Raw genomic sequence first — 22,599 nt, 5'->3', positions numbered from 1 at the left:
GAATCCCTTAGCAACTGGTAGATGAGACACATGGGCGTGCATTAATATCGTTACCGATAGCATGCTGGTTGTCAACAAAAAAAAGGAAACTTCGCTATTTTCCCCTTAAAATTGTACTTTTCCATGTGACGACTCTGACTCAAATATCAGGGGCGATTGATCTATCATAGAGAGGGGGCGAATTTCTGCTATAATCATCACAGGTTCAGGCCTGGGAGACCTCCAGCGGAGTCTGTTCGAGCCAGTTTGAACCGGATGAGATATCGACAATCAGCGGGACATCCAGTTCCATTGCCGACTCCATCTCTTCGCGGACCAGATGACTCAGCGAGACCAGTTCGGCAACCGGGACTTCAAACACGAGTTCGTCATGAATCTGCATCAACAGGCGGCCTGGATGTTGCTCCTGTTTCAATCGTTCACTCAAATTGATCATGGCCTGCTTAATCAGGTCAGCTGCCGATCCCTGAATCACGGTATTGATGGCGGTTCGTTCGGGCATGTTCAGTTGCTTCTGGAGACCAGTTCGCACTCCCTGGATATCCCGTTTTCGGCCACAGATCGTCCGCACAAAATGATTCTTCGCACAGTCTTCCAGAATCTGATCGAGGAATTCTCGAACGCCGCTATAACGATCAAAATAATCGTCGATAAAACCAGCTGCTTCGGATTGCGGGATGCCGATTGCTTCTGATAATCCAAACGGGCTTTGTCCATAGATCACACCAAAGTTGACCGCTTTGGCGGTGCGGCGCATGTCGCTGTCGACGTCGTCGTGGGAGACGCGAAAGATGTCAGACGCGACCGCAGTATGAATGTCGGCACCTTCACGGAATGCCTGGCTGAGCGCTTCGTCCTGACTTAGATGCGCCAGAACCCGTAATTCGATTTGCGAATAATCAGCACACAGCAGTCGCCAGTCTTCGTTTTCCGGAATAAAGGCTTTGCGGATCTGGCGACCTTCTTCCGTGCGAATCGGAATGTTCTGCAGGTTGGGATCACTGGAACTTAATCGGCCTGTCGCAGCGACTACCTGATTGAAGCTGGCATGAATCCGCCCCGTTTCCGGATTAACGAGATCGGGCAGGGCATCCAGGTAAGTGCTTTTCAGTTTCGATAGATGTCGATGCTCAGTAATCTTAGCCGGCAGTTCATGCAACGGCGCTAACTTCTCGAGAACACTCTGGTCAGTGCTGGGGCCGGTTTTCGTTTTCTTGAAGACAGGCAGATTCAGCTCTTCAAACAAAACCGTGCGCAGTTGCAGCGGCGAAGCGATGTTGAATTCATGGCCGGCAATTTCATAGATCTCGCCAATCAGTTCGGTCAGACGCTCCTGAAGCTGCTCGCTTTGCTGCTTTAACTCGGCCTTATCTATTTTGATGCCTGTGAATTCCATCTCTGCCAGAATTGGAATCAATGGGCGTTCGAGGTCCCAGTAGAGATCCCACAGACCTTCATGCTTGAGTTCTTCTTTTAGTATGCGCGAAAGCTGCCAGGCGATATCGGCGTCTTCCACCGCATATTCGGCTACTTTTTCGACATCGACTTCAAACATTTTTTTCTGCTGTTTTCCCGAACCGATCAAATCCGAGATTGGGATCATCGTATGTTGTAGATAGCGTTCGGAGAGTTTATCCAAGCTGTGTCCGCGCTCCCCGGCACTGAGCAGATAACTGGCGACCATCGGGTCAATGCTGACTCCCTGCAGAAATACGCCCACGCGCATCAGCACGACCATGTCGTATTTGATGTTCTGGTTCGTAATCTGAATTTCCGGGTCTTCCAGGAGTGGTTTCAGATGTTCGAGAACATATGCTGGATCAAGGGCTTTTTGACCAGCGGGGCCTTCTACGGGAATGTAATAGCCCTGGTTTTTCTGCCAACTGATGGCCCAGCCCACAATTTCGGCCTCGGCTGGTTTTAAGCCGGTCGTTTCCAAGTCGACGCAAAATTCATCCTGCTGCTTCAGCAATGCCAGGAATTTTTCGAATGCCGGTTTGGTATCAACCGTTTCCTGAACTCGTTCTTCGGCAACCTGCGGTTCGCTCTTGTGTGTGAAATCTTCCTTCATTTCATCGGCGAAGCGGCGGAATCCAAATTCGAGAAACAGCTCGCGCAATCGCTCTCGATCGGGGTGTGTTAAGCGCGAGTCTTCCCAGTCGACTTCCAGATCCAGATCGGTATTCAGAGTGACCAGTTCGCGCGACATGCGAGCCTGATCGGCGAATTCCTTCAGATTTTTCTGCAGTTTGGGGCCTTTCGCCTGATCGGCGTTGGCAAGTACTTCTTCCAGCGAGCCGAACTGCTCAATCAAAGTCTGTGCTTTTTTCGGGCCGACCAGAGGAACGCCCGGGATATTATCGACGCTGTCTCCCACCAACGATTGAAAATCAATCACCTGATCCGGGCGAACGCCCCAATCCTCTTCGACCGCTTTGGCGTCCATGAACTTGTCTTTACGAATATTATAGAGCTTCACAGCCTCGTTGATCAGCTGGCGGGCATCTTTATCATTGGTCACAATGACCGTTTCAATCCCCTTTTCCTTCGCCTGGCGGGCGATGGTGGCAAAGACGTCATCGGCTTCCCAGCCCGGACAATCGATGACAGGCACCTGAAATCCCTTGACCACATCCATGATATGCGGAATCTGAGGCTTGAGATCTTCGGGCATTTCACTGCGGTTTGCCTTATATTCCGGATAGATCTCGTTTCTCGTTCCCGGCCCGCTCGAATCCATGGCGAAGATCAGATAATCGGGCGAATGGGTTTTAATGATATTAAGGATATCGCGAGTGATACCAAATATCGCATTGGTGGGCTGACCAGTAGGGCTGGCCATGTTGGCCGGTACAGCATGAAAAACCTGAAATACCAGAGAAAACGTATCAATGATGTAAAGTGTTTCTTTCATAAAGATTTAGCTTTACCTGAAATTCTGAAAAGAGATAGCCGAAATTGAAAACATGCGGAGGCTAACACCACAGTTTGTCTGCAGGATCAGGCTCATTATTGAAGAGACAGGCCTTGATCGCCATCGACAGGCAAGTCGAACTCAAAACTCGTTGAAATCTTTTATCAGTGACGGCTGCTTTGGTCGTATGACTGATAGTTTGTGTACTTTTCTGGAGAGGTCAACCCTGCCAGCGATTGTAAAACCAATTGACAGCACTCGATATAGAATGAGAAAGCTTCTTGACACTGCTTTTTCAGCATTTAAAATGGATTACAAGGCAGGATGCTGGTTCTTCAGAATTTTCAGATTCATTTCATCTGTCTTTCCTGTAGTGAATCAAGGCTGATCCAGAGCGACCCTAAACTGGTTTTACACATCAGACGATTACCGTCACGGTGCAATCCGCACCTGATTGTCACTTAAAAATCCTTAAGGTTTAAAAACATGGCTGCCAGTAAACCAACTGCTGTTCACTTTTCTCTCATCTTCTTTGTCATGACCACATTGATTGGTGGCGTTGCCGCTTATCTGGGTTATAAAGATCTGGCAGAAGCGAATGTAAAGTTGGATCAGGCCCAGAAGGACTCGCAGCGGGATGGTGCCGCAGTCCGCAAGCTGGACGAAGAACTACAGGCCCTTAAAAAATTGCTCGGCAATGAGCAGGATGATATCGGATTGGATAACAAAACTCCGAATACCGTAATTGGTGCAACGGAGCTGGATATCAAGACCCATGCTGCTGTGCTGGCTGAACCAACCATTAAGAACACACTGATCAAGTTGTCTGGTCAGCTGAATCAGACCAAAAGCCAACTCGCTCAGGAACAGACCGCTAAAAATGAACTGGAAGCAAGATTCCTGGCCTTAAAGGGAGAGTTGGACAAAGTCGTCGATGAACACAAAAAGGCCCGCGACAGTTCTGAAAAAGATTTAGCGGATACACAGAAAATCAAAGAAGAAGAAGTTTCTGCCAAGGATCAGCAAATTGCGGCTCTCCAGAAAGAAAACGAAGAGATCCTGATCGAATTGGATCAATTGCGTGAAACAGACGCGAAGAAGATTAAAGATCTCGAAAACAAAAATAATCGCTATGCCGGTCTGGTTGATACACTTCGCAGCCGCCTGGATCAGGTGCAGAAAGTCAGCTTCGAAAAGCCAGATGGTGTCGTCCGTACGGTTGATAACAGCACGGGCGTCGTCTGGATCAACCTGGGAGAAGCCGATCGTCTTCCCAAGCGGATGACTTTCAGCGTCTATCGCAAAGCGCATCAGGGAATTGGTCGTGGTGAAGAGGATATCATCGGTGCCATTGAAGTGACCAAAATTCTTGGTCCCCATCTTTCTGAAGCTCGGATTGTTGGCGATGACATTTACCAGCCCATCAGCCCCGGCGACCCAATTTATACGCCTCTTTGGGGAGTCGGCCGACCAGAAACTTTTGCCATCTCAGGCATCATCGATTTGGATGGAGACGGAAAATCGGACATGGATCTGCTGCGTGGCATCATTGAAAATGCCAACGCCAAGATCGACAACGAAGTTACAGAAAACGGGGAACGGCTCGGAAATGGTTTGACCGTTCATACCAAATTCCTCGTGATCGGTGAGACTCCTGATGTAGACTCCGCAAAGACTGATGAACAACGTGACAAAATGCTGGAGCTGATCTCTAAGATGAAAGAAATTCGCGAAGAAGCCCGTCTGAAGGCGGTTCGCGTGATTGGAATTAACGACTTTTTGAGCTATATCGGATACAAGCCACAGCGTCGTCTGTTTGTGCCCGGTTCTGGTGTGCCTTCCAAAATTAAGTTAGGTGCCAAGAAAACGGGTGTGAATGCCTCCTCTTCAGGGGCTGTTTCACAGGTCTTCACTCGTAGCAAGCGTCTCAAACAGCAGACGTCTTCAGGCCAGACAAGTAAGGCATTTGGAAACAACAAATAATAACGAAATCGAAAAACAAAAAACCGCGGTCGTGATTCACGACCGCGGTTTTTTTATGGTCTGGTCAAAACAGCAAACAGCAGAAGTTAAACCTTCTGTTGTTTGTGCTTATGCTTGCCTTTAAAGCGTTTTCGTTTGGCTGAGGCGCCTGCCTGTTCGAATCGTGAAATTCGTAACTGCTGGCCAGAGACCCAGACGGTTTTCAAAGATTGGAAGATATCCCGAGGCATGCCTTCCGGCAGATCAACCGTACTGTAGTCGTCAAAGATATTGATCCGGCCGATATATTGGCTGTCCAGTTCAGCCTCATTGGCAATCGCACCGACAATATTGCCCGGTTTGACTCCATGACTGTGACCGACCTGAATGCGAAAACGTTCCATGCCTTCTTCAGGGGCATCTTCGAGCTTTCGGTTGCGGGGACGTTCTTTGTCTTTCTGGAAACGACGTTCGGGACGCTCGGAGCGAGAATGGTCTCTTCCTGGCCCAGATGATGTTTCCCGTTGTTTTCGAGGAGGAGCCTCGGTTAAGAACAGAGGACGTTTTCCCTGATACATGCAAGCCAACGCGGCTGCGATTTGAAGTTCCGAGCTGCCTGATTCGGCCTGATGTTCGGCCAGCAGTTTTTGGAACAGTTCGAAATCGGGCCCTTTCATGGCTTTCGTGATCGATTCTTTGAAACGCTCTTGGCGGCGTTCATTGATTTTGCTGATCGCTGGCAGATCCATGCGTTCAATTTTATGCTTGATGGCACGTTCGATGCTCTGCAGTGATCGTGTTTCACGAGGAGAAACGAAGGTGATTGCTTCACCCGTGCGACCTGCACGACCCGTACGACCGATACGATGCACATAAGCTTCTGAGTCGCCTGGTAAATCGTAATTGATCACGTGGCTGATGCGATTCACGTCTAACCCACGGGCTGCAACATCGGTTGCGATGACAATATTCACATGCCCGGCTTTGAGCCGACCTACAGTTCGCTCTCGTTGTTTCTGGGGGATATCGCCATTTAAAGGAGCAGCGAGGAATCCGCGCGACTCCAGTTTTTCAGACAATTCCGTGGTAATTGTTTTGGTTCGTACAAAGATGAGTACGCCGTCAATTTCTTCCGCTTCCAGAATGCGGGTCAAAGCATCCAGCTTATGATGGCCTTTCGCCAGCCAGTACCGTTGATTAATGGTATCAGCGGTTCTGGTTTTGACTTTGACGGTGATTTCTTCTGGCGATTGCAGATAGGTCACTGCAATCCGCCGGATGGCTTCGGGCATGGTCGCCGAAAACAGTGTGGTTTGATGATTATCCGGTGTCTGTTCCAGTATCCATTCCACATCATCAATAAAGCCCATTCGTAGCATTTCGTCGGCTTCATCCAGCACGAGACAACGCAAGTTGTCCATTTTGAGTGTGCCGCGACGCATATGGTCCATTACACGGCCGGGGGTTCCCACTACGACGTGGACCCCTCGTTTTAAAGGCTGTAACTGGCTTTTGAAGTCAGCGCCGCCGTAGATCGGAAGGACCTGCAGGCCTTTCAGTTTCGAGCCATATTGCTTAAATGATTCGGAGACCTGAATTGCCAGTTCCCGCGTGGGGGCGAGCACTAATACCTGTGGTGCTTTGACATCCAGATCGATTTTCGAGAGTAAAGGGAGTGCAAAAGCAGCGGTTTTCCCTGTACCAGTCTGGGCCTGACCAACGAGATCACGTCCTTCCAGTAAGTAGGGAATCGTCTGTGCCTGAATCGGAGTCGGGGTCTGGTATCCCAGCTCTTCCAGCGAGTCCAGAACGGGCTGACAGAGTGCTAAATCCGTAAATTTTGCCTGTGATGGGGCATCCGTTGACATACGTTGAACCTTTCGACGAACCTTCAGCCGGGAGGCTGGGCGTATACGTCGTGTTAAAAATAGAAATTGCTCGTGCGAAAAAAAGATACAGGTGAGAGTCGGCCATTCCGGACTCAGGGATTCATTTTCAGGTTATGACCTGAAAAGAGCTCTCCTCGAAGCTCTGCTTCGTATCACCCAACTGCTACCCTCAATCGCGGAATCCCGATCAGGGAATTCGGCAAAAAGTAGCCAAAACAACACGAAAAGAACCGCAAACAGCGTATTCTTTATAAAAGAGATTCTGGAGATCAGTCAAAATTAAATCAGGGATTCTTCCTGTGAACCTGATATTTTTTGACTACTCAACATCGGGAATTATACCAATGACCCGGTTTCATTGCACGTCCCCTTTTCAGTATTTCGAATAATATCTGATTTCACAGGCGGTTCTTCAGAAAAATATGACAAATTCGTTCCGATCTCTTAAGACCGATTCAAGTTTTCATCTACAATACCAGCAGACTCGATCATAGGCCCTTCCCCAACGGAGTTTTAACATGGATTCACTGGACCGCCCTGCAGAGAACAACACGAATCAGGAAGAGGCATTACTCTGGCTGGAAGAGATTGAAGGCGAGCAGGCTCTAGACTGGGTCAGGCAGCAGAATGACACCACCTTGAAAGCCCTGACCAGTGATCCCCGATATCAAGCGTATGAGCAGGAAGCCTTGCAGATTCTGACCGCCTCCGATCGTATTACTTATGGCACACTACGTGGTGAGTATGTCTATAACTTCTGGCGGGATAAGGAACACGTACGGGGCATCTGGCGGCGAACGAGTCTCGCAAAATTCAGAAGCAAACAGCGAGACTGGGAAACTCTGCTGGATATTGACCAACTGGCAAAAGACGAAAACGAGAACTGGATTTATAAAGGCGTCGATTGCCTGGCCCCTGACTACGATCGCTGCATCATTGAGCTTGCCCCGGGGGGCACCGATACTGCCGTCTATCGAGAGTTTGATGTTCCTTCTCAGTCATTTGTCAAAGAGGGTTTCGAAGTACCACTTGCAAAAACCAATCTTTGCTGGGAGAACCGGGATCATCTCTTGATCGCCACCGATTGGGGGGAAGGGAGTATGAATACCTCCGGCTATGCCCGCATCCTCAAACGTTGGAAGCGAGGGACACCTCTCTCAGCAGCCAAAACACTGCTGGAAACAGGCATGGAGGAAACCTTTATTTATCCCATCGATCTCCACCACGGCGAACGGCAGGTCTGTTTCGTCTTGCGCGGACACGATTTTTATCATTTCAGTTTCTACCTGGTTTTAGAGACAGGGGAATTGAAACAACTGCCACTTCCCAAGAAGGCCAGCATATCGGGGCTGTTTCAGGATCAGGTGCTGATTGAATTGAAAGAAGAATGGCGCGGCTATCAGCCTGGCGCTCTGGTCAGTTTTTCGTTAACCGATTTTCAACAGACAGGCGAGATTAATCAGGTCCTGCCTCTATTTGATCCGGGCGAGGTGGGCACCGTTTCACAGGTCCGGTGTTCCAAAGATGCAGTCTACATTACCGGGATCGAACATGTTTCGAGCCAGATTCGGGAATTTACATTCAATGAAAACAAATGGCAGGGACGATTGATTCCCTGGGGAGAGAACGATGTCATCTCCATTCACTCTTCTGACAGTAACAGCAATCATCTGCTGATGTCCCGCGACGGTTTTCTGCAACCAAGTACGCTGTATTACGTCGATTTTTCAAAAGAAGTCGAGGAACCAATTCAATCAACTCCCGCACGATTCGATACCAGTGGTTTGAAGGTCGAGAAAAATTTTGCCATCAGCAAGGACGGAACCGACGTCCCGTATTTCATTGTCTACCGGGAAGATATCAAGCTCGATCATTCGACTCCGGTACTACAGTATGGCTACGGCGGCTTTGAGATTTCGATTCTGCCCCATTACAGCCCGCTGTTAGGGAAACTCTGGCTGGAAAAAGGGGGGGCGTATGTGCTGGCCAACATTCGAGGCGGCGGTGAATATGGTCCCCGCTGGCATGATTCTGCTCTCTTGGAAAATCGTCAGCGTGCGTTTGATGATTTTTACGCGGTTGCCGAAGCGGTCCAGAGTCGCGGCTTCAGTGCCCCCAAGCATTATGGCGCCATGGGCCGCAGTAATGGTGGGCTGTTGATGGGAGTCGCATTTACGCAACGCCCGGAACTGTTCAACGCCATCGTTTGTGGCGTGCCTTTGCTCGACATGAAGCGTTTTAACAAGCTTCTGGCTGGTGCCAGCTGGATGGCGGAATACGGAAACCCCGATCTGCCCGAACAGTGGGCCTATCTGCAGAAGTACTCGCCTCTGCAGAATTTGAAAGAGGGGCAAGCTTATCCCAAGGTCTATTTCTTTACCTCGACCAAAGATGATCGCGTGCATCCGGGGCATGCCCGTAAAATGGCTGCCCGCATGGAACAGATGGGCTACGATTTTTATTATTATGAGAATATCGAAGGGGGCCACAAAGGAACCGCAAACCAGAAGCAGGAAGCGATGCTCAGTTCGCTGGAGTATCTGTATTTAATGCAACAGCTCGCTTAGCGAAGTGGTTTCAAGCAATTGCGATCAGAGCCCTTTGATTGACAGCGGCCGTTGAAATTGTTCAGATGAAGAGGAACGAAAAGACGTCTTGCTCGCTGCTCGTTCCTGAAAAATCATGACGCCCTGTCTTGCAACTGATTAGAGGATCTTCAATGTATCGCCGCCTGTTTTCTTTCTTGGTCGTAGTTTGTTTGCTTGCTCTGTTTTCTCTTAGTCCGATTTCTGCAAAAGAAAAGCAGACACGACAACGCCCGAATATTTTGCTGATCACAGCCGACAATCTGGGTTACGGCGACCTGGGATGCTACGGCAATCCCGTGATGAAGACGCCGCAATTGGACAAGTTAGCAAAGCAGGGGGTCAAACTGACCGATTTTTATACCGCCTCGCCGACATGTACGGTTTCCCGGGCCACCTTGATGACCGGCCGCTATCCGCAACGCATCGGACTGAATCACCAGTTAAGCGCGGATGAAAATTACGCGGATGGCTTGAGGCAGAGTGAATTGCTGATCCCGAGTTACCTGAAAAAACAGGGTTATCGCACGGCTTGCTTTGGGAAATGGAATATCGGTTTTTCACCCGGCAGTCGCCCGACAGAGCGGGGCTTTGATGAGTTCTTCGGTTTCGCAGCCGGTAATATTGACTATTATCATCATTACTACGCCGGTCGGCACGATTTGTGGCGCGGCTTAAAAGAAGTCTTCGTGGAAGGGTATTCAACCGATTTATTCGCCGACGAAGCTTGCAACTTCATTGCCGCCAATCGTCAGCGACCATTTTTCATCTACCTCCCCTTCAATGCCCCCCATTTTCCCAGCAAACGGAATAAGCAGCCGGGACAAGGGAATGAATGGCAAGCGCCCGATAGTGCATTTGCCGCCTACGGCTATTCGCCGCAAACGAAAAATCCGCAGGAACGCTACCGCGCCGTTGTCACTGCACTCGATACTGCCATCGGTCGGGTTCTGAAACAGCTGGAACAAAGCGGGCTCAGCGAAAATACGATTGTGATCTGGTACTCGGACAATGGCGCGTTCATGCTCAAGGATCGGGGCCTGGAAGTCGCCAGTAATAAACCGTTGCGCGATGGAGGCGTGACCTTATGGGAAGGGGGAATTCGCGTTCCTGCAATCGTACGCTATCCAAGTCATATCAAAGCGGGAACGGTGAATGACGCCCCGCTGATCAGCCTGGATATTCTGCCGACGTTGGTCTCACTGACAGGGGGCACGCTTCCTACCGACCGGAAACTGGATGGACAGAATATGCTTCCCGTACTCGAAGCACCAGAAACCGCGACGCCCCGCATGTTCTTTTTTCAGTATCGCAACTATAGCGCCGTACGCAGAGGCAAGTGGAAACTGTTACGAACAAAACCGAAACAGTCATTCATGCTTTTTGATCTTGAGCAGGATCTGGGCGAAACGAACAATGTCGCCGCAAAGTACCCGCAGATCGTGACGGAACTATCGCAGGCGTATCAAGAGTGGGAGCGCGAAGCAACAACAAAATAAAACGGGTACCGGCTTTCTAAAAGCCGCGGATTACATCAGTGGCTCATCGCTGTTTTCGTTATCATGATTTAACGATTCTTCAAACAGCACCTGTCGTTCGGAAAAGCCTTCGTCCAGCGTATGCCAGTGAGATACTTCTTCCTCTCCCAGTTTCCAGCAAAGATAGATTTCTTTGCCATCACGCAGGGCAGGGAAGTTCACCACGCCCAGAGCCGGGTCTTCCAGTTCGACACCCAGTTCCAACAACTCGGTGACATAGGCTTTGAGTTGTTCCATATCGTTTTCGATATCAACCTCAGCCTGGAGCAGTTCTTCGCTGTAAGCAGACTCTTCGTCACGGGCGGACGCACCAGGCAAGCGTTTGATTTCGGTGATGCGTTCCTGGCGATCATGCAGGTTTTGATATAACTCGACGATGTCTTTGACGATCGCCTGCACGAGTGGTAAACGAAGATTGGCCTCTTCAGGTGTGAAAATCAGCTTGCGTTGTGCTTCAGCATTCATGATGAGACCTTTATTTCTTAATCACAGAAAACAATCACTTAAGTAGCGAGATTGCTCTTTTGAGTGTTCCTGTTTGAATTGTCATAGTTTTGAAGAATTATAAGAGGATGTTCAGATTCGGCAAGTCAACACAAACGAAGAGACGTGTATTTTCCCATGACCTGACAGAAATCCTAAATATTCATTCTCCTTATATTTTACTGGTAAACTCGATGAGATGTTTGAGTTTTTCGAATACTTTTCCTGCATCGATCAATTCAGAGGCTTTTTGAACAGCTTGCTCCAGATTTGAAGCCTTTTCCGCTGCCAATAAGGCAGCTGCGGCATTGGCCACGACCATATCGCGTGCTGCTCCCTGTTCACCATGAAAGACATCCAGAATGATCTGAGCACTTTGCTCTGAGGACTTGACGACTAACTGACTTACGTCACATTCCGATAATCCGAAATCAGCGGCTGTCCATTCAAATTGACGTAATTCGGAGCCGGTAATTTCATAAACTGTTGTTTTTCCCCAGAGGCTGATCTCATCCAGTTCTCCGTTCCCACAGACAACCAATGCATGTTTTCGACCTAATTTTAATAAGGCTTGAGCTATTTTTTCGGCCGCCTGTCCCGAGTTTGCACCTAATAACTGGTATTCCGCACTCGCTGGATTCGTTAAAGGCCCGAGGTAATTGAAGATGGTGCGAATTCCCAGTTCCCGGCGCACGGGGGCCACATACTTCATCGCCGAATGTAACAGGGGGGCAAAACAGAAGCCAATTCCTGTTGTTTCCAGACATTGACCTATTTGTTCAGGTGTTAGGTCGAGTCGGACCCCTAATGCTTCCAGCACGTCAGAAGAACCACTGGAACTGGAGACACTCCGGTTACCGTGCTTCGCGACGGGAATCCCGGCTGCGGCCGCTACGATCGCGACGGCGGTACTGATATTGAACGTATGGAGTTGATCTCCTCCCGTTCCACACGTATCCAGCAATCCGGTTGTCTGAGTGGGAATCGCTAGAGCCCGTTCATGCATTGCCCGCGCTGCACCGACCAGTTCGTCAGAGGTTTCCCCTTTCATCCGCAATGCCGTCAAAAGTGCCGCGATTTGCACTTCGCTGCATTCACCACGCATGATGGAAGCGATCGCCTCGTACGCTGCCTCACTCTCCAGGCTTTCGCCTTGAAGTAATCGATCCAGGGTTTCTTTTAAAACTGTCGACATCTACGAAAATCCAAAGACTCAAAAGCGGTTTATCTGGTAACAGACAAAAATTATAACAAGATCACAGACAAGATTCAGCCAACGTTTACTGGTTATATACAGGAAGTTAATTTTATTTAAACATCGTCCCAATCTCATTTTCCAGACTTGAATCACTCATAAGTTTCCTGTCATACTTGTCGGTACTGATTGCAGATTGGTACAATCCAACCTCGTACGACGTTCGATTCCACACTGATCCTCCCGCCTTCAGAGGATCATTCTGATAACTTCGAAGAACCTCAGGAGACTCCCATGAAGCGAAGCCGTTTTTTACTCTGCCTCATGTTCCTTTTCAGTTCGCTGACGACACTTCAGGCATATGACGTTAAGCAAGACATTGCCCAAATCAAACTGGTTCAAAAAGAAGGTCAGGGAAATCTTGCTGCCTCCAAAGCTGTGAAGCAACTATCCCAGGCGGACGCGTCGGCTTTGATTCCGATTCTGAACAGCTTTGAAGGAGCCAATCCGCTGGCCGTCAACTGGCTGCGTGGTGCATTTGAAACCATCGCGGCCAACGCCATCAAGCAGAACAAACTTCCCGTCGACCAGCTGGAAAAATTCATTCTGGACAAATCTAAGAATCCGCGGGCACGACGTCTGGCTTATGAAACTCTGATCAAAGTTGATCCCAAAGCCGAAGATCGGTTGATCCCCGGCATGATCAATGATCCCAGTGTCACACTCCGCCGCGACGCTGTGCAACGCTTGATCGACGAAGCCAAAAGTCTGGAGAAAGCCAGCAAGAAGGATCAGGCCAAAAAAGTCTATCAGCAGGCACTCAGTGGTGCGACCGATGATGACCAGGTCAAAGCCATTGTGAAACCCTTACGAACGCTGGGCCAGAAAATTGATCTGCAGAAACACTTTGGTTTTCTGTCTGACTGGATGATTGTCGGCCCGTTCGATAATAGCGACAAAAAAGGCTATGACACGGTTTACGCACCAGAAGAAAAAATCGATCTCACATCAAAGTTCGAAGGGAAAGAGGGTAAGGTCGAATGGAAGTCGGTAAATACCGAAGACGATTATGGCATCTTTGACATTGCCAAGTCGATTTCTCCCTACAAGGGGGCTGTGATGTACTGCACCGCTGATTTCTATAGCCCGGAAGAACAATCGCTGGAGATTCGTCTGGGCACGCCCAACGCCTGGAAAATTTGGGTGAACGGCAAGTTACTGTTTGCCCGCAACGAATATCACCGCGGAATGGTGCTGGATCAATACAGTGTACCTGTGACATTTAAACCCGGCAAGAATGTGATCCTGCTCAAGCTCTGTCAGAACGAGCAAACCGAAAGCTGGGCACAGCGCTATCAGTTTCAGCTCCGCATTGCGCGTCCTTCGGGAACGGGTGTGCTTTCACAAAAGCCCGAGTCAACCACTCAACTCAGTCCGTAACGTGCGTTCTCATTCCCAAATCATAGTTTGATACGCTTCTTTCCTGAAAAGGATGAACTGATGAAAAACGAATCTCTTAAATTACTGCTGCCCCTGATCGCCGTTGGTTTGTGTTGTGGAGCCGACTGGCCTCAGTTTCGCGGGCCGTTAACGAATAATGTGGCCACGTCCGATGCACCCCCTTCAAAAGTGGATCAGGAAAGCATTGCCTGGACTGCCGACCTGGAAGGACGTGGGGCTTCAGGTCCCATCATCGTTGGCGATAAGGTGTTTATCACCAGTACGACGGGATTCAAGCAGGATCAGCTGCACGTCATGTGTTTTGATGTCAAAACAGGGAAACGTCTCTGGGAACGTCAGTTCTGGGCGACAGGGCGTACACAGTGCCATTCGAAAATGTGTGTCGCAACGCCGACGCCGGCCAGCGATGGTAAGCGAATCTTTGCGACCTTCTCCAGTAACGACGTCGTGTGCCTCGATCTGGATGGCAATCTACTCTGGATTCGTGGGCTGTCTCACGATTTCCCCAATGCCAGTAACAGTCTGGGAATGGCTTCATCACCCGTTGTCGTCGGGGAAACGTTAATCGTACCCGTCGAGAATGATGATGATTCCTTCACAACAGGCCTGGATGTCAAAACCGGTATCGCCCGCTGGAAAATCAAACGTCCGCGCGTCGCCAACTGGACTTCGCCCGCGATTCTGAAGGCAGCAGGTGATGGCGAAACGTTGGTATTGCTGCAGTCGAATGATGGCGTCGATGCCATCTATCCTGAAACGGGCGAAACCGCCTGGAAGTACGAAGAGGGCGCCGGTCGTATTCCCTCAACCACAGTCGGGGATAATGTGCTGTATGTTCCTTCTAAAGGATTGACCGCGTTGGCCCCCGGTTCCAGTAGCGAGCCTCCTAAAGTACTCTGGTCGGAACAGAAACTGTCTCCCTCTACCGCCAGTCCGCTCTTTTATCAAAAGCGGGTCTATACAGTGAATCGCGCGGGGGTTTTGACCTGTGCGAATCCGGAAAATGGCGATGTCGTCTGGAGACTGCGTTTAAAAGGCCCTTTCAGTGCAACACCGATTGCCGCCGCCAATCATCTGTATCTGGTCAGTGAAAAAGGGTTATTGCAGGTCGTGCAATTAGGAGAAGAGAAGGGGGAACTCACCGGGGAAATCGATCTGAAAGAAACGATTCTGGCAACACCGGCAATTGCAGACAACTCGCTCTTTCTTCGTAGTGACAAACATCTCTGGAAAATCTCTTCCAAATAAAAGGCTGCTCACGTTTCGCGTCAATTATGACTGAGTAAAGGACTGATTTGTGTCACAATTGCTGGCTGTCGGGTTAGGAGGCTTTGTCGGTGCCATCGCGCGCTACAGCATCTCGGAATTCATGTGGAGGAAATATCCGGGGTTTCCGGCAGGAACGTTTCTCGTGAATGCCACCGGTTGTCTGTTGATTGGAATTCTGATGGCGATCGTCACGCATAAACAACTGCATCCTTCATTGGCCGTGCATGAGCATGCGAGTCTATTTTTGATCTCCGGTTTTCTGGGTTCACTGACCACCTTCTCGACTTTCGGCCATGAAACGGTCAGTTTGCTCAGGAATTCCGAACTGCATCACGCGCTGTTCAATGTCACCGGAAATCTGGTCGTCGGCTTCTTTGCAGTCTGGTTGGGCTGGGCTTCGGTCATGTTCTGGCTCGAAAAGTAATTCGAGTTATTTCCCTCCAAAAAGCTTCAGATATCAGACTTTGCTGATCCCTTTTCTTATTCCGGTGCACATTCTGTACTGGCATATGGGGAATTTGTGAATGTTAAGATTTTCTGGTTATAACGATTAAGGAGAACGTTTATACGGGCCGATAAAACATCCTAACAGGGGGGATTCTGCCTGACCTTATCAGGCGGGCAGAATTTTTTTTCATCCCTCAATTTCAGGTTAAAAGCGGAGTTCGCCTCAACATGTCTTATTGGCTTCGATCTCTGCGATTTCTTGCGAGTGCGCTCAGTAGCGCCTCTTCTCCCCGGCAGTTGGCCCTCGGCTTCAGTATGGGAATGGTCATTGGTCTGGTACCTAAAGAGAATTTGATTGCGGTAGTTCTGCTGTTCATTCTCGCCAGTTCTAAAGTCAATCTTTGCTCGGCTTCCCTGTCGACAATTCTGTTCTCCTGGCTTTCTTTACTGTTCGATCCGTTAAGTCATCTGATCGGTCGTAGCGTTCTGCTGGCATCCCCATTTCAGAATTTCTGGCAGTCAGTTTATGAACTGCCCCTGGCACCCTGGACTGATTTCAACAATACCATCGTGATGGGCAGTCTGATTCTGGGACTGTTGCTGTTTTATCCGATGTTTCATTTCTCAAAACCTCAGTTTGAAAAATACACGCCGCTGGTGGCAGCGAAATTAAAAAAATATTGGATCGTGAAAATACTCTGGGGAACGGAAGTCGGTACGATTGTCGGGGAAGTCTCATGAAGTGGAATTACCTGCTCCCTCGATTTACGCTGGCTGCCATTCTCTGGGTCTTTTTTGCCTTCGCCTTTGATCCATTGATTCGGACCGGCTTGGTCCAGATGGGAGAATCGCTAACCGGTACGAAAGTAGAAATGGTGAGCCTCCAGACAGGCTTCTTTCCTCCTTCCATCAAGGCCGGCCCGATTGCGATTGCCAGCCGCAAGGATAAAAGCTATCTGGCGACCTTCGATCAAGTCGAACTGAAACTATCCGGTAAACCTCTGTTGCACCGAAATCTGATTGTTGAAGAAGCAACCATCTCCGGGATGGAGTTTGATACGCCCCGTACAGCAACCGATGAACTTTCGGAGAATGATTCCAGTCATCCCGGTAACAGTTTCTTTTTAGATTCCCGTCGCTTTCGTGAAAAATCAAAAGAGTTAGGGAAATCCTGGCTGAGTATTTTAAAAGACTCGGCTGCCGAGCAGCTCGACCCGAATCGTCTGCAGACCGTGCGTGTTTCGAAGACGATTCAGCAGGAATGGAAGCAGCGATTTGACCAATATGAAACGCGTCTGAAGCAGGTGAAATTGGAGATTGATTCCGTCGAGAACAAAGTAAAGACGGCGGATGGCAAGACGATTGATAAAATCAAAACCTATGCCGAGTCGGCTGAGCGAGTCGACTTGCTGGTCAGAGAAGGCAAGCAGATTCGTAGTGAACTGAATGCTCTCCCTCAAATTGCACAACAGGATTATTTGCGAATTGAGCGGGCCAAGGAACAGGATCTGGCGAACCTCGATCAACTGGTGGATTCTGTCTCACCGGACCCGCAGAAAATTTTGCACGCATTGATCGGCGAGGAATTGTCTCAGCAGTTGGAACAGATTTCCGGTTGGTCAGGCATGATTTTTGAAACTGTCAAAACGCTACGGGACGAACAGGAACCGGAACGGATGCAAGGCGAATGGATTGATTTTCGTCGAGACACAGAGCTGCCGAAGATTCTGTTCAAGAAAATCCGCTTAAGCGGAAACGCTCGCGTCGATCAGCAGAAGTATCCCTTCGTCGGACTGATCAAAGAGCTTTCATCCTCTCCTTCCCTGTACCGGCAACCGATTCATCTCCAGGCCCAGGTCGAAGCAGACGCCGAGATCAAATTCGCCGGAGATCTCAAATTTTATGAAGCGGATCCCACACACGAGTTTGTCGTTCTGTTTCAATTGCCGCACCAGAAAAAAATCAAGCTCGAAGATTCCGACAAGCTGTCACTGTCTTTAATTGCTGACCAGACCGAATGCAAATCTTACGTCACGTTAAGAGAGCGTGAGTTTCAATGCCGCCTTGAATTCAATCAGAGCCCGGTTCGGTTTGAAGTCGCTACATCTGAGTCCGGGAATCAGGTCATGGCGGGCATCGTGCAGCAGACACTAGCGTCGATTGACACTATTTCCGCGACCCTGCATTGCTCCGGTTCGTATGAGCGACCGGAAGTCAGGCTGGAATCGGAACTGGGAGAGAAAATCGCCCAGGGTTTGAAGCTTGCGTTCCAATCACAATTAGTGAAACAAAAACAGAACATGGCTCAGCAGATTGAGCGACTCGCGGGACAGGAACGGGAGCAACTCGTTCAAGCATTGAATCGCCAGTATTCCGACGTCATTGCAAACCTCGAACAAGAGGAATCCAAAGTACAAGCGGTCATTCAAAAAGTCTCAAACCGTCCCTTGGATATTCGTAGACTACTCCGCTAACGGGAACGCGCATTCACTGAATAACAGTGAAAATCTCCACATCTTGTCTTATTGAACCCGCTGGTTCTGTTAAATTCCCCTTGATTTCTCTCACATTGTGATATCATTAATAGATGGGGAACGGAGTGCGATGCAGGAAGCTTTTATTCGCCTTTATTTTGCCTGTTCTGGCTGCACCCTCCTGTCCACAAGACCATCGTTCTTTTCACATCTTGCTTTGCAAACATTCTGGTTTGGAACAGCCGGATAAATGACATCGTAGCAACAATTGAGACGAAACTTGGCTTTCTTAGTTGAGATCAACGAGAAACGCTTGACTTCAACAATTTTCGATACAAAACTCAGTAATTAGATCAACAGTCAAACATACGAATTTCAAAGGGTCTGTTACGTGTATTTGAGATGTCGTTTGTAAACATTCGAGTCGGGAGTCTTTTATGACCATCGTGGCAGTCAATGCGAATGCACCTATCTCTTCCGGAGAAATTCCCACGAGCGACCCACGACGTGCAATCGATGTTGACTACAAACAGCAGCAGATCGTCGACTTTCTGGAACAGAATCAACTCGATGCTTTGCTCTTGCAGTCTCCTGAAAACATCGCCTGGTTTACTTCCGGAGCCGATTTGACCCGCGCCGGATCAGCGAATGAAAGTTGTGCGGCTGTCTTTATTACCCAGGATGCCCGGCTGATCGCTTGCAGCAATGTAGACGCCAATCAGATCTTCGACCGTGCGATTCCCGGTCTCGGTTTTCAAATTAAAACCCGTCCCTGGTATGAACCATTATCACAGTTGATTAAAGATCTCTGCAAGGGAAGAAAAGTCGCCAGCGATACGGGCGTGGAACAGACGCAAAATGTTTCCGCTGATTTAAAAGCATTCCGTTTTCCTTTCACCGAACTGGAAGGCGAACGTATTCGAACTCTGGGCAAACTCGTCTCCCACGCAGTGGAAGCCACTGCCCGCAGAGTCGAACAGGGTCAGACAGAACAGGAGATCGCAGGCTGTCTGTCCCATCGGTTGTTAAAACACGGCGTCAGCCCCAAACGCTTACAGGTGATGGTTGATGGTCAGAGCATTCGCTATCGGCACTGGGGTTTCGGAGAAGACCGTCTGGAACGTTACTGCGTGATTTCAGCGGTCGGCTCACAAAATGGGTTGCATGCCGCGGCGACGCGAACGGTTGCGCTGGGAAAACCACCCTCCAGCTTTATCAAGTCTCATCATCTGGCTTTGTTGATGCAGGCAACGGGGATCTATTTCTCCAAACCAGATTGGGCATTGTTCGATACTTGGAATCGCGTCAAACGGATTTATGAAAAGTATGATTGCCCTGATGAATGGCAGCACGCTGATCAGGCAGATATCATCGGCTATCAGCCCGCAGAAACGTCCATTCTGTTGAATAGTGATTTCAAATTTAAACCCGGTATGGCAGCGTTCTGGCATCCTTCTGTGGGGCCGGCGATGACGGGAGATACAATTCTGATCGAACAGGATCAAACGATCCTGATCACCCCGATGGAACAGTGGCCGACCGCTAAGATTATGGTCAAAGAGCATCAAATGTCGTTGCCCGACATTCTGATCCTGCCCGATTGAGATTTGAGAATGTTTGCTGGCGTTGATGGATTTAAAAAAACAATAAAGAATATTTCATTCCACGACGTTCGGTCTTGTCAAAATTCCTGATTCGAATCAAGATGTTTTCAGAAACCGAGTCAGTCGAGTCACGCGGGGGTAAATAATGTTGCTCCCGGTCATTCTTATCATTCCATTAGGTGTGTTAACACTCTCATGGCAGCGTCCGATCCATCAGGGCAACCCGATTTACCGCCTCAGGCTCCTGTGCTTGATGTCTTCCCCGATGCGCTGGAATTATCAGTTGATGTTACGCGTGTCCGCCGTCGCAGAACCGCACGCCTGATCAAAGTGGCCTGGCTGGGAATTTCGGTTCGCCTGTTTGTGATTGTGATGGAGCTGGTCGGGCTCTGGTTTCTGGGGCACTCTGTCCTGCTGGTCGATGCGCTGGCGAGTTGTGCCGATGTCTTTACGTCACTGGCGATTCTGTTTGCCATCCGACTGGCAGAACAGCCTCCCGATGAAGATCACCCCTTCGGTCACGGTCGCTATGAACCTCTGGCCGGATTTCAACTGGGCATTCTGATTCTGATTGTGGGAACGGGAACGTTCGGATATCAACTGTTTGCCGCCATCAGTCATACACAGTCGGAACTGATTGGCTGGGTCAGTTGGACAATTCCTCTGTTTGCTGCGATTCTGCTGGAGTTGACCTGCCGCGTGGTATTGAGAATGGCCCAACAAGAAAAAAGCTCAGCCATGATCGCCGAAGCCTATCATTATCGAGTGGATGCCATCACCAGTTTTGTGGCTGCCTTTGGTTTGATTATCGCCAGTCAGATTCCCAGCTATGGACATCTAATCGATCACATCACAGCGATGATTCTGGCTGTGATCATGGTCTACCTGGGATGGGTCGCCGCCCGAGAGAATCTGCATGAACTGACGGATAAGATTCCCCATCAGAAATATTTCGACCAGGTAAAAGCCTCTGCGATGAAGGTCGAAGGGGTGCTCGACGTGGAAAAAGTTCGAATTCAGACTGCCGGCCCAGACGCGCACGTGAACATTGATATTGAAGTCAATCCTAATGAAACCGTCGATCAGGCTCACTTAACGGCTCAACAGGTACGACACCAGATTCAACACGACTGGCCCACGGTAAGGGAAGTGGTGGTGCATGTCGAGCCTTATTATGAAGCCGATCACTAAGACACAAGCTCCAGCTACCGGTAGCGTTCTTAACTCGCCTCTTAGAAGCGAATGATTAAGTCACCGCCCAGCAGGACCTGATAATCTGACTGGAAGTTACGGTAAGGGCCTGGAACATTCGGTATTGTGGCGCTGGTGTCAGACCAGTCGAATCGTAATTCTGGTCGAACTGTCACACAGGGGTGAGGACGCCAGTTGGCTCCTACCGTCAATTCAAAGTAATTGCCCCCTGAAGCAAACGGGGGAGCTAATTGCAGAACTCTTGAGAAATCCTGATCGCGGAACCATTCGAAGCGGGCTCCCCATGCGAGTGTCTCAGAGACATCATAGTACAGATATTGATTGATTGAGTACCATTTTGCCGGCGAGAGTTGGAATGCCTGATTGATATTCCCGTTTTCCTGAATTCCGAAATCACTCTGGAAGACATAGGTCAGACAATCATTGAGTTGATGGGACAGAACGAAACTAATAATGGTACGGTTCGCACTGGCGTCGGCAGCAACGTCCTGATCGCCAGAGGACAAAGTAAGATTGATGTTGGTCGCTTGATTGCTGCTAACCCAGCCGATTCCAGCCAGTAATTCGGCATCGTCATTCGGATCTTCCCATGCATCCCAGCCACGAGCGACACCTGCCAGCAGTTGAAGTTGCTCATTCACCTGGAAGGTTCCCAGAATACCGGTGTGGGTGAAGGGTTCACCGTATTGCATGGTATAAGAGTGTGAATAGAAGAAATTATCCGGTGCGGTTACTTTTTCATATCCGATCGGTGTGTAGAAGTGACCTGCTTTGATACTCACACCTTCCAGCCAGGGAACATAAAGCTCGGCATAAAGTTGAGGCATCGCAAGCCCATACATGGCATAAGTGTTGGTGCCAATGCGACGAGGACCATCTCCACTATTCCAGTGGGGAGAACCGTCTGCGTGGGTTTCGAGTCCCAGGGCAGTGGTATAAAAGTAATCGGTACCATAGAGTAAGTCGGCGCGGAAACCCCAGTCCAGTTGATCGCCGCCAAAATCAACGGCTCGTTCCATGAACAGATACAGCTGGTTCATCTGATATTCATTGGAACGGTCATTGAATGTCACCGGCAGGTTGAAATTGTTGGAAGGTTTCTGGAAATTCCCGGTAAAACCTTGATCGATCCAGCCACCCATTTGAATCCGTTGGGACTTCATTGAGGGATAAATGGGAGAATTATTCATCAGAAACTGATCGAGGAAATTGCAACATTGGCATTCTGGCAGGCAAATTTGATCCACGCAACTCTCAGCACACGCCTGATCGGGGCTGCATGTGGTCGTCTCTGAATAAGTCATCGAAACTGGTTGATATACAGTTTGATCTTCGGTTGGTACGTAGTCCGGAGAAGCCGTCTGCGCGACTTGGTAATCCTGCCCATGACTTAAACCAGGCGTACAAAGAGCAACTATAACCACAATCCATTGTGAGATTTTATTTATGTGCATCTTATTCCAACTTTTGTTATAGCTTGGCATATGAACGATAGTTCTGTTGTTCATCGAGTGCCTGAACAATTCTCTCATTTCAGCATCGGTGGAACGGCTTCCTCTGGCGGAG

15 protein-coding genes are annotated in these 22,599 nt (G+C 49.3%); 10 read left to right on the top strand and 5 right to left on the bottom strand.

Annotation, left to right across the window (positions count from 1 at the left end):
* Window positions 1-205: 205 nt before the first annotated feature.
* The gene (gene polA / locus Pan241w_RS19160; protein WP_145218932.1) at window positions 206-2,914 is read right to left on the bottom strand and encodes a DNA polymerase I; all 2,709 of its coding nucleotides are present in this window, start codon (window positions 2,912-2,914) and stop codon (window positions 206-208) included.
* A 486-nt stretch (window positions 2,915-3,400) separates the two neighbouring features.
* On the opposite strand from polA, the gene Pan241w_RS19155 reads away from it, so the two are divergent.
* Window positions 3,401-4,897, top strand: a complete 1,497-nt coding sequence (locus tag Pan241w_RS19155) for a hypothetical protein (RefSeq protein WP_145218930.1) — start codon at window positions 3,401-3,403, stop codon at window positions 4,895-4,897.
* A gap of 86 nt (window positions 4,898-4,983) precedes the next feature.
* On the opposite strand, the gene Pan241w_RS19150 is transcribed toward Pan241w_RS19155, so the two are convergent.
* Window positions 4,984-6,744: a DEAD/DEAH box helicase gene (locus Pan241w_RS19150; RefSeq protein ID WP_145218928.1), complete on the bottom strand. Its 1,761-nt coding sequence runs from the start codon at window positions 6,742-6,744 to the stop codon at window positions 4,984-4,986.
* Between the two features lie 539 nt (window positions 6,745-7,283).
* Here Pan241w_RS19150 and Pan241w_RS19145 point away from each other — a divergent pair.
* Window positions 7,284-9,332 carry a prolyl oligopeptidase family serine peptidase gene (locus Pan241w_RS19145; RefSeq protein ID WP_145218926.1) on the top strand — a complete coding sequence of 683 codons (2,049 nt, stop codon included), beginning with the start codon at window positions 7,284-7,286 and terminating at the stop codon, window positions 9,330-9,332.
* A gap of 152 nt (window positions 9,333-9,484) precedes the next feature.
* Complete coding sequence (locus Pan241w_RS19140; RefSeq protein WP_145218924.1) at window positions 9,485-10,849, top strand: sulfatase-like hydrolase/transferase; 1,365 nt, start codon at window positions 9,485-9,487, stop codon at window positions 10,847-10,849.
* A gap of 30 nt (window positions 10,850-10,879) precedes the next feature.
* On the opposite strand, the gene Pan241w_RS19135 is transcribed toward Pan241w_RS19140, so the two are convergent.
* Both Pan241w_RS19135 and trpD read right to left on the bottom strand, forming a co-directional pair.
* Window positions 10,880-11,353: a DUF2203 domain-containing protein gene (locus Pan241w_RS19135; protein ID WP_145218922.1), complete on the bottom strand. Its 474-nt coding sequence runs from the start codon at window positions 11,351-11,353 to the stop codon at window positions 10,880-10,882.
* A 190-nt stretch (window positions 11,354-11,543) separates the two neighbouring features.
* Window positions 11,544-12,566 carry an anthranilate phosphoribosyltransferase gene (trpD, locus tag Pan241w_RS19130; RefSeq protein ID WP_145218920.1) on the bottom strand — a complete coding sequence of 341 codons (1,023 nt, stop codon included), beginning with the start codon at window positions 12,564-12,566 and terminating at the stop codon, window positions 11,544-11,546.
* 294 nt (window positions 12,567-12,860) lie between these two features.
* Between trpD and Pan241w_RS19125 the strand changes: the two genes are divergently transcribed.
* From Pan241w_RS19125 to Pan241w_RS19095, 7 genes are all read left to right on the top strand, one after another.
* Window positions 12,861-14,006 carry a hypothetical protein gene (locus tag Pan241w_RS19125; protein ID WP_145218918.1) on the top strand — a complete coding sequence of 382 codons (1,146 nt, stop codon included), beginning with the start codon at window positions 12,861-12,863 and terminating at the stop codon, window positions 14,004-14,006.
* A gap of 60 nt (window positions 14,007-14,066) precedes the next feature.
* Complete coding sequence (locus Pan241w_RS19120) at window positions 14,067-15,275, top strand: outer membrane protein assembly factor BamB family protein (RefSeq protein ID WP_145218916.1); 1,209 nt, start codon at window positions 14,067-14,069, stop codon at window positions 15,273-15,275.
* Between the two features lie 49 nt (window positions 15,276-15,324).
* Window positions 15,325-15,720, top strand: coding sequence for a fluoride efflux transporter CrcB (gene crcB, locus Pan241w_RS19115; protein WP_145218915.1), 396 nt, complete (start codon window positions 15,325-15,327; stop codon window positions 15,718-15,720).
* 251 nt (window positions 15,721-15,971) lie between these two features.
* The gene (locus Pan241w_RS19110; RefSeq protein WP_145218913.1) at window positions 15,972-16,484 is read left to right on the top strand and encodes a TIGR03546 family protein; all 513 of its coding nucleotides are present in this window, start codon (window positions 15,972-15,974) and stop codon (window positions 16,482-16,484) included.
* Complete coding sequence (locus Pan241w_RS19105; protein ID WP_145218911.1) at window positions 16,481-18,217, top strand: TIGR03545 family protein; 1,737 nt, start codon at window positions 16,481-16,483, stop codon at window positions 18,215-18,217. Before Pan241w_RS19110 ends, Pan241w_RS19105 begins: the two co-directional genes overlap by 4 nt.
* Window positions 18,218-18,654: 437 nt before the next feature.
* Entirely contained in the window at window positions 18,655-19,821 is a 1,167-nt protein-coding gene (locus Pan241w_RS19100) for a M24 family metallopeptidase (RefSeq protein ID WP_145218909.1), read from the top strand.
* A 195-nt stretch (window positions 19,822-20,016) separates the two neighbouring features.
* Entirely contained in the window at window positions 20,017-21,012 is a 996-nt protein-coding gene (locus Pan241w_RS19095; RefSeq protein ID WP_145218907.1) for a cation diffusion facilitator family transporter, read from the top strand.
* A 41-nt stretch (window positions 21,013-21,053) separates the two neighbouring features.
* On the opposite strand, the gene Pan241w_RS19090 is transcribed toward Pan241w_RS19095, so the two are convergent.
* A complete protein-coding gene (locus Pan241w_RS19090; RefSeq protein WP_198000025.1) occupies window positions 21,054-22,223 on the bottom strand; it encodes a porin in 1,170 nt (389 codons plus the stop codon).
* Window positions 22,224-22,599: the final 376 nt, after the last annotated feature.

The organism is Gimesia alba (assembly GCF_007744675.1).
Classification (GTDB): domain Bacteria; phylum Planctomycetota; class Planctomycetia; order Planctomycetales; family Planctomycetaceae; genus Gimesia; species Gimesia alba.
This window is presented reverse-complemented; position numbering and strand designations above follow the sequence as displayed.

Bases quoted from the DNA above. Each gene is read 5' to 3' on its own strand.
- Pan241w_RS19125 (WP_145218918.1), top strand. From the start codon at position 12,861: ATGAAGCGAAGCCGTTTTTTACTCTGCCTCATGTTCCTTTTCAGTTCG.
- trpD (WP_145218920.1), bottom strand. From the start codon at position 12,566: ATGTCGACAGTTTTAAAAGAAACCCTGGATCGATTACTTCAAGGCGAA.
- Pan241w_RS19090 (WP_198000025.1), bottom strand. From the start codon at position 22,223: ATGAATAATTCTCCCATTTATCCCTCAATGAAGTCCCAACGGATTCAA.
- polA (WP_145218932.1), bottom strand. From the start codon at position 2,914: ATGAAAGAAACACTTTACATCATTGATACGTTTTCTCTGGTATTTCAG.
- Pan241w_RS19140 (WP_145218924.1), top strand. From the start codon at position 9,485: ATGTATCGCCGCCTGTTTTCTTTCTTGGTCGTAGTTTGTTTGCTTGCT.
- Pan241w_RS19100 (WP_145218909.1), top strand. From the start codon at position 18,655: ATGACCATCGTGGCAGTCAATGCGAATGCACCTATCTCTTCCGGAGAA.
- Pan241w_RS19105 (WP_145218911.1), top strand. From the start codon at position 16,481: ATGAAGTGGAATTACCTGCTCCCTCGATTTACGCTGGCTGCCATTCTC.
- Pan241w_RS19120 (WP_145218916.1), top strand. From the start codon at position 14,067: ATGAAAAACGAATCTCTTAAATTACTGCTGCCCCTGATCGCCGTTGGT.
- Pan241w_RS19145 (WP_145218926.1), top strand. From the start codon at position 7,284: ATGGATTCACTGGACCGCCCTGCAGAGAACAACACGAATCAGGAAGAG.
- Pan241w_RS19135 (WP_145218922.1), bottom strand. From the start codon at position 11,353: ATGAATGCTGAAGCACAACGCAAGCTGATTTTCACACCTGAAGAGGCC.
- Pan241w_RS19110 (WP_145218913.1), top strand. From the start codon at position 15,972: ATGTCTTATTGGCTTCGATCTCTGCGATTTCTTGCGAGTGCGCTCAGT.
- Pan241w_RS19150 (WP_145218928.1), bottom strand. From the start codon at position 6,744: ATGTCAACGGATGCCCCATCACAGGCAAAATTTACGGATTTAGCACTC.
- Pan241w_RS19095 (WP_145218907.1), top strand. From the start codon at position 20,017: ATGGCAGCGTCCGATCCATCAGGGCAACCCGATTTACCGCCTCAGGCT.
- Pan241w_RS19155 (WP_145218930.1), top strand. From the start codon at position 3,401: ATGGCTGCCAGTAAACCAACTGCTGTTCACTTTTCTCTCATCTTCTTT.